The sequence below is a fragment of the Arthrobacter ulcerisalmonis genome (assembly GCF_900609065.1).
Taxonomy (GTDB): Bacteria; Actinomycetota; Actinomycetes; order Actinomycetales; family Micrococcaceae; genus Arthrobacter; species Arthrobacter ulcerisalmonis.
The window spans coordinates 1-1,432 of sequence record NZ_UXAU01000005.1; the positions used below are offsets into that span (position 1 = coordinate 1).

The window sequence follows — 1,432 nt, forward strand, 5'->3', positions numbered from 1 at the left end:
GGTGGTGTGTGGTGTAAGTTATCGGCCTATTAGTACCGGTCAGCTTCACGAGTCGTTAGTCCTCGCTTCCACATCCGGCCTATCAACCCAGTGGTCTGGCTGGGGGCCTCTCACACACAATGGTGTATGGAAATCTCATCTTGAAGCGAGCTTCCCGCTTAGATGCTTTCAGCGGTTATCCCATCCGAACGTAGCTAATCAGCGGTGCACTTGGCAGTACAACTGACACACCAGAGGTTCGTCCGTCCCGGTCCTCTCGTACTAAGGACAGCCCTTCTCAAATTTCCTGCGCGCGCAGCGGATAGGGACCGAACTGTCTCACGACGTTCTAAACCCAGCTCGCGTACCGCTTTAATGGGCGAACAGCCCAACCCTTGGGACCTACTCCAGCCCCAGGATGCGACGAGCCGACATCGAGGTGCCAAACCATGCCGTCGATATGGACTCTTGGGCAAGATCAGCCTGTTATCCCCGAGGTACCTTTTATCCGTTGAGCGACGGCCATTCCACAATGTACCGCCGGATCACTAGTCCCGACTTTCGTCCCTGCTCGAGATGTCTCTCTCACAGTCAAGCTCCCTTGTGCACTTACACTCGACACCTGATTGCCAACCAGGCTGAGGGAACCTTTGGGCGCCTCCGTTACTTTTTAGGAGGCAACCGCCCCAGTTAAACTACCCATCAGGCACTGTCCCTGACCCGGATTACGGGCCGAAGTTAGATGTCCAAAGTGACCAGAGTGGTATTTCAACGATGACTCCACCTGAACTAGCGTCCAAGCTTCAACGTCTCCCACCTATCCTACACAAGCCACTCCGAACACCAATACCAAACTATAGTAAAGGTCTCGGGGTCTTTCCGTCCTGCTGCGCGTAACGAGCATCTTTACTCGTACTGCAATTTCGCCGAGTTTATGGTTGAGACAGCGGGGAAGTCGTTACTCCATTCGTGCAGGTCGGAACTTACCCGACAAGGAATTTCGCTACCTTAGGATGGTTATAGTTACCACCGCCGTTTACTGGGGCTTAAATTCTCAGCTTCGCCCATAACAGGCTAACCGGTCCTCTTAACCTTCCAGCACCGGGCAGGAGTCAGTCCGTATACATCGTCTTGCGACTTCGCACGGACCTGTGTTTTTAGTAAACAGTCGCTTCCCCCTGGTCTCTGCGGCCCCGATCCCCTCCCACCAGCGTGTGGTGTTCAAGGTTGGGGCCCCCCTTCTCCCGAAGTTACGGGGGCATTTTGCCGAGTTCCTTAACCATAATTCTCTCGATCGCCTTAGTATTCTCTACCTGATCACCTGTGTCGGTTTGGGGTACGGGCGGCTAAAACCTCGCGTCGATGCTTTTCTCGGCAGCATAGGATCACCAAATCCCCCCAAACGGGGGTCCCATCAGATCTCAGGCATCATGAACAGCGGATTTGCCTACCA

At 54.2% G+C, this 1,432-nt stretch carries 1 rRNA gene (cut by a window edge); it reads right to left on the bottom strand.

The features are described 5' to 3' along the window. Positions 1-8: 8 nt before the first annotated feature. A 23S ribosomal RNA gene (locus PSET11_RS16705) occupies positions 9-1,432 on the bottom strand (it continues 1,921 nt past the right edge of the window).